Annotated in this window: 4 protein-coding genes; all 4 read right to left on the bottom strand. The window is 44.1% G+C overall.

All coding sequences use genetic code 11. The annotated features are described in order from the left end of the window. Window positions 1-450, bottom strand: a 450-nt coding sequence (locus tag VN429_RS10945) for a response regulator (protein WP_325633227.1), incomplete at its 3' end; no start/stop codon positions are given. Window positions 451-462: 12 nt separating this feature from the next. Next, window positions 463-1,494: a chemotaxis-specific protein-glutamate methyltransferase CheB gene (gene cheB / locus VN429_RS10940; protein WP_325633225.1), complete on the bottom strand. Its 1,032-nt coding sequence runs from the start codon at window positions 1,492-1,494 to the stop codon at window positions 463-465. A 9-nt stretch (window positions 1,495-1,503) separates the two neighbouring features. Next, complete coding sequence (locus VN429_RS10935) at window positions 1,504-3,915, bottom strand: hybrid sensor histidine kinase/response regulator (protein WP_325633223.1); 2,412 nt, start codon at window positions 3,913-3,915, stop codon at window positions 1,504-1,506. A gap of 12 nt (window positions 3,916-3,927) precedes the next feature. Then, entirely contained in the window at window positions 3,928-6,393 is a 2,466-nt protein-coding gene (locus VN429_RS10930; RefSeq protein ID WP_325633221.1) for a methyl-accepting chemotaxis protein, read from the bottom strand. Between the last annotated feature and the right edge of the window lie 34 nt (window positions 6,394-6,427).

Raw genomic sequence — 6,427 nt, 5'->3', positions numbered from 1 at the left:
ATCAGATTTGACAGAGTATTGATTTCCTTTATACTGTAATTTGAGTATTCCTTTTTTTTCTTCTGGTGTTTCTCTCGGTCGAAATACTGCGTCTATTCCGGCAATGAGGCTGGTGGAATCGTATGGTTTAATGATAAAGTTATTGGCACCGCAGCTGATCCCCCGTATTACATCCTCTGGATCGTAAAGCTGTGTTACTAGAATTACTGGAACACAGGCTATTGCCGGATCTGATCTTATCGTAGTGCAGAGTTCATAACCATCCATGCCTGGCATCACGATATCGGTAAGAAGAAGGTCGGGCCTGCGTTGTCTGACTGCATCAAGGGCAGCTGTCCCGCTCTCAACAACAGCAGTTTCATACCCGGCCTGATTGAGCAGGTAACAGAGCATATCTGCCTGAGTTCTGCTATCCTCTGCAATCAGAATATATCTCCTTGTGTCGTTCATCCTTTCTCACCGCTAACCGGCCAGCACTTGGAGTTGTTGAGCAATATCTTCTGGAGAAAGTATAAGCGATGCTGCCCCAATCCGCATCGCCTCACCTGGCATCCCATATACTATAGAGCTGGCGCGATCCTGAATAAGAGTTATCGAACCTTTCTTTCGCATATTCAATAGTTCCTGTGATCCATCTGTTCCCATTCCTGTCAGAAGAACTCCTACTGCCGAAGCACCGAGGTTTCCAGCCGCTGATCTAAAAAGATATGATACTGAAGGCCGGAGATTATGTTCTGATGGTGCATCTGAAAGGATAATTCTCAAATCTCCTGACACTCCTGTCTGCACCCCGTCTGGTGCTACATAAAGCACTCCTGGGAGAAGTTTCTCATTTAACCCAGGGATTTTTACATTAAATCCCGTGGATTCAGATAGCCATTCCGCAAATCCCATGATAAATCCCGGGGACATGTGCTGGACCAGAACAAGAGGCAGAGGGAACTTCGGGTCAAGTATTCGGAGTATCGTCTGAATTACCGGTGGGCCTCCGGTTGATGCCCCGATAACAATCACCCGAGGATGAACACCCTTTGGAATTGTTGTATGTTTCAGTGTCTCATTCTTTGGACTATGGGTTCTGACCCTTTTGATAACCTTAATTTCAACATAGGTTCTGATCGCGTTAATAATTTCAAGCGATTTTACTGGAAAATCAGGACTAGTCGGATGAGGTGGTTTAGGAAGGATTGCTAGAGCACCAGCTTCCATAACTCTGAATGAGGCAGCTATCTCGGCAAGGTTATCAACACCGCTTATGATGATAATCGGTATTGGTGATTCTTCCATGATACGCCTGGCTGCCTCAAACCCATCCATTCCGGGCATATTAATGTCCATCGTGATGATATCGGGAGAAAGAATATTGGCAAGCCTGACTGCTTCATTCCCATCAGATGCTGTTCCGATCACAGAAATATCAGGTTCAGACTCCAGAATGCCTGAGAGGAGATCGCGCGAGACCTTTGAGTCATCAACAACGAGGACGTGAATCATGAATTGCTTTTATAGAATATGTCTGCTGATCACTTCAAGCAAGTTACTTTGATCAAAGCTGCTTTTTACAATATATGCAGAAGCTCCAACTGTTATTCCATGCTCACGATCTTCCCGTGAATCAAGTGAGGTAACAAGAATAACTGGAATCTCCGCAAATGCAGGATCATCCCTGATCTTTTCTGTCAGGACAAATCCGTTCATCCGCGGCATATCAACGTCAGATACAACCAGATCCACAGGTTTTTGTTTTAGCTTTATTAATGCGTCAACTCCGTCTACAGCAGTTTCAACACGATATCCAGCTCCTTCCAAAATATTTTTGAGAAGCATCCGTGATGTAATTGAGTCTTCGGTAACCAGGATACTCCGCTGTCCTGCCGGTTCATCCTGCATAAGGGCAGGTTGAGGCAAATGAGGCATTCCTGTTATGGTGGCTGCCAGATCTTCACAATTAATAACCGGAATGACGATTCCATCTCCAGTAACTGAAGCGCCGCTGATATGTCTGACACGTTTCAACTGTGGGCCAAGATTTTTTACTACGATCTCCTGGGCACCTGCTATCTCGTCAACAAGCAGGCAAAACCGTATCCCTGCCGCTGATGTGATTAAAAGGTTGAGAGGTTTTTCTCCGGTTAATCCAGAATCCTGCAGTCCGAGAATATGTGCCAAGCTCACAACAGCCAGTGGTTCATCTTCTTCTATCACAGTCCTGTTCTCGATGGTTTTGAGGTTATCAGGTTTTATTCGAATGACCCGCTCGATAGAACGAAGTGGTAAGAAGAAAGGATGACGGCAGACTATAACCTTAATTCCTCTGAATGTTGCCAGAGAGAGTGGTAAAGTAAGCACGAAAGTGGTTCCATCAGGACCAGTTTCAACTTTGACACTACCCCCGATATGCTCTGTTTTTTCAAGAACAATGGCTAGGCCAAGTCCGCGACCTGAAACATTTGAAATGGTCTTGCTGGTTGAAAGACCAGATCTGAAGATCAGGCGACTGATCTGATCTGGTAAAAGTTCTCCAGCCTCTTCTTTTGTTATGATTCCCCTGGATATGGCATTAGAGAGAATGGTTTCGTGTTCAAGTCCTCTTCCATTATCAGAAATTCGGATCTCTGCTTGATGTCCACGAAGATGGGATACTATGATTTTAATCTCTCCACGTTCCGGCTTTCCCTTTTCCTTTCTTATTTCAGGAGATTCAATCCCGTGATCGATACTATTTCTAATTATATGGAGAATAGGGTCTTTGAGTTCTTCGAGAATTCTTCGATCAATCTCAATCTCTGCACCTGAAATGGTAATATCAACGAATTTCCCATATTCCCGGGAAAGGTCCCGTGCTACACGGGGATACATCTCAAGAAGAGAGGAGGCTGGAACAAGGATGACCTGTTTTATTTCATCGATAAGTTCTGTAGTTGCTGTATCAAGGAGATAATGGTCCCGTGCTGCAGCCCTGGATATTAATGTAAGTTCTTTTTCAAGTACCTGGACAAAATCATGGTTGTACTCCAGAAATTCTGCGAGATGTTCTATCTCTGCCAGGTGAAACCCTGTGGCTTCTGCTCCGGTACGCAAATGTTCGATATCGGTAGTTATCTGTGTCCATGCCCATCGCCATGCCAGGAAATTCTGGAGGAGGCCGCGAATGGAAGAAGAGCGCTGACTGACTGCGAGACGGGCACCCATCAGATCGTCAGCCCGTGCAAAGAGAGTTACTAGGCGGTCTGAAGAAATCTTTATTGTTGAACCGGCCTTGGTGGTTATAGGGGACGGAAGTTTTTCTCCTACAGAAGCCGTCTGTTTTGATCCGGTTCCATACTCCTTCTGATTCAGACTTTCTGATTCGGTAATGGTATTTGGATATTGGATGGTTTTTTCTTTAGATTGTTCTGAATACAGATCCTGAGTGAAAGATTTAATGGAATTATTTATTTTAGGGGCTTGGATTACGGGAGATCCCGGTTCAGATATAGTAGCCGAAGAAGGTGGCTGAGGTGGAATGGGCACTGTTGATGTTTTAGGTAATAATGTCTTGAGTTTTTTAATCAGATCAGTAGTCTTTACTCCTTTCTCTTGTGCAAGGAGTTGTTCAACTGCATGAATAACATCATGGAACAGATCAAATGAATCTGGTGTAAAGGTAAGATTCCCCTTTTTCACTTCAGAAAAAACACTTTCCTGCTGTTGACAAAGCGTCTCAATCTCCCTGAGTCCAACCGCACGGGCAGCCCCTTTCAGGCTGTGGGTTTCTCTGAATACCTGTTCAATTACTTTGTTGTACTCATCAGTTTGAGTTCCATTCTGCTCAAGGACCATCAATCCGGAAGCTATGGTTTGCAGATGTTCCTGTGCCTCCTCTTTAAAGGTTTCAAGTAGTTGGGCCAGAAATTCTTCCCCGGTCAGACCCATCCTATGCCCTCATTAGAGTTTGAACCGTTCAGTTATCTGTTTGAGACTAATACCCAGGTCATGAAGATCCTTTGCGGTCTTCTCAACCTGTCTGGTCACTTCAAGGTTGTTCTGTGCCGCCAACCTGATACTCTCCATCGCTGATGAGATCTGATCCATTCCTACAACCTGCTCCTGACTTGAAGCTGTTATCTGTACTGCAGCCTTGGATGCTTCATTTATATTCTGGGCAAGTACTGCAATAGCATCCCTGGCATCATTACTGAGTTTAAGACCGTTTACTACTGTCTTTGTTCCCTGCTCGGTAGAGATTACAGTCGAACTGATTCCACGCTGTATATCTGTGAGTATTGTCCTTATGTGAGTTGTTGCAAGTTTTGACTGTTCAGCAAGACTTTTGATCTCCTGTGCGACTACTCCAAATCCTCTTCCGTATTCACCTGCTTTTGCTGCTTCTATTGATGCATTCACCGCAAGAAGGTTGGATTGTTCAGCTATGTCAGTAACCGTTGCGATGATCTCCCCAATAGCCTGGCTCTGTTCACTGAGTTTGACAACACTCCCGGCAATGGATTCCATCTGTTGCTGGATTTGAGTCATACCTGCAAGTATCTCATTCACCGACTCCTGACCCGTTTTTGCAACCTGGCTCACAGCCATGGATTTATCAGAAACGTTTCTTGCCTTAATATTGGTTATTTCAGTTGTTTTTCTGACCTCTTCTACAGTAGCTGAGGTCTCATTAACTGAAGTTGCTGTCTGAGCGGTACCTGATGATAGTTCAGCAGTGACTGAAAGGATCTCGCTAGAAGCTGCAGAAAGGACATTGACAGATTCAAACAGTTCCTCATTGATCATCTTCATCATACGGGAGAGTTCTATTCCTATCTCATTGAGTGCGTTTTTGAACTCAACGAAATCTCCCTTCACGTCAAGATTCTCGTTCATCCTGGCACTGAAGTTCCCTGTTGCAAACTCCTGAGAAACACGCATCGCTTCATGTAGGGGCTCTACTACTGCATTAAGAGTCGAGTTCATACCCTCAACGATCTTCCGGTAGTCGCCAGTATGACGATTTGGATCAGCTCGTGCCAGGAGTTCTCCCCTGACTGCCATATCATTAAGAGAGCCCATATCGTCGAGCAATAAATTAATCGCATCAATACAGGTATTCAGGTTATTCTTAAGCTCGTTGAAGTCCCCACTGTATGGGTCTGTAATATGGGCAGGGATCTCACCTTTGGCTATTCTATCTATATATTCTGCCGCAACATTGAGCGGTCCGATGACTGCATCAAGTGTAGAGTTAACACCTTCCACAATTTTTCTGAAGTCACCGCGGTGTTTTGATGCATCAGCACGAATACTGAGTTCTCCTCTTATGGCGGCCTCGCTCTGCATGCGTGAGTCTTCTATCAGATGATTAATGGCGATTATACACGTGTTCAGGTTGTTTTTCAGTTCGTTGAAATCTCCGTTGTATGATTCAGTAATTACGGATGGTATATCCCCTTTAGCTATCCTGTCTACATATTCGGCAGCAATATTGAGCGGCCCGATGACAGCATCAAGGGTTGCATTAACTTCTGATATGATGAGCCTGAAATCTCCTTCATGTAGTGTTGGATCTGCCCTTATTGACAGTTCACCGTTTAATGCTGCCCTGGTGAGAGCCCGGGTATCAGTAACCATAGCCGTGATGGATTCTCCCATTTGGTTTAATGAGGATCCGAGCATTCCAATCTCATCTCTCCTTTTGAAAGAAACCCGTGCAGTACATGTTCCCTTGCCAATCTGCTCTGCAACAGAGACTGCCTCTTCTAATGGTTTTGTGATACTAAGTGAGAGGTAAAGACCGAATCCAAGTGAACATAGTGCTACAATAAGGGTTGTTACAATAAAGACAACTGCTGAAAAGTAGGATGTTGAATTGCTGTTTTTCCTAAGATCGTCTGCCTGTTTAACTGAGCCAGTTATCCGGGTATCAATAATTTTAAGGACTTCGTTTCGGATGATGACTGGTCTTCCAGTAGCAGAGAGTGTCTGAATTGCTTCATTCTGGTTTCCTGCATCGACTGCATCCATCGTCTGCTGGTAAGATTGATTAAGTTCATTTATTAGCTCTGATAATCTGTCTATATCGGCACTTGTTGTAGGGTCTGTGTAATGTTCTTTGTAATTGATGATACTGCTTTCAAGAGATGAAAATGATGATGAGAGGTTTTCTTTTAAAGACTTCCGCTCTTCGGGAAAAAGGGTATATCTGAGAAGATTTGTTCTGATGGTTCCTATCTGAGCATTAACCTGATCCAGTGTGTGGACTGGGATAAGTGCTTGTTCATACATCACATCGCTATCCTTGGCAATGTTTTGCATATTCACAATTCCAAAGATAGCGATGATGACCATAATCAGGCAGATTGCCAGAAATCCTCCAACAAGTTTGTATCCGATCTGTGTATCATCAAGTAATTTCATTGATATTCCTCATATTTTCAAGATTTTTCGACAT

This window comes from Methanospirillum sp., from assembly GCF_035560735.1.
Lineage (GTDB): Archaea > Halobacteriota > Methanomicrobia > Methanomicrobiales > Methanospirillaceae > Methanospirillum.
Note: the sequence above shows the minus strand (reverse complement) of the source record. Positions and strands in the feature narration are given on the sequence as shown.

Excerpts from the sequence above, each read along its gene's own strand:
- cheB (WP_325633225.1), bottom strand. The coding sequence starts at position 1,494 with ATGATTCACGTCCTCGTTGTTGATGACTCAAAGGTCTCGCGCGATCTC.
- VN429_RS10935 (WP_325633223.1), bottom strand. The coding sequence starts at position 3,915 with ATGGGTCTGACCGGGGAAGAATTTCTGGCCCAACTACTTGAAACCTTT.
- VN429_RS10930 (WP_325633221.1), bottom strand. The coding sequence starts at position 6,393 with ATGAAATTACTTGATGATACACAGATCGGATACAAACTTGTTGGAGGA.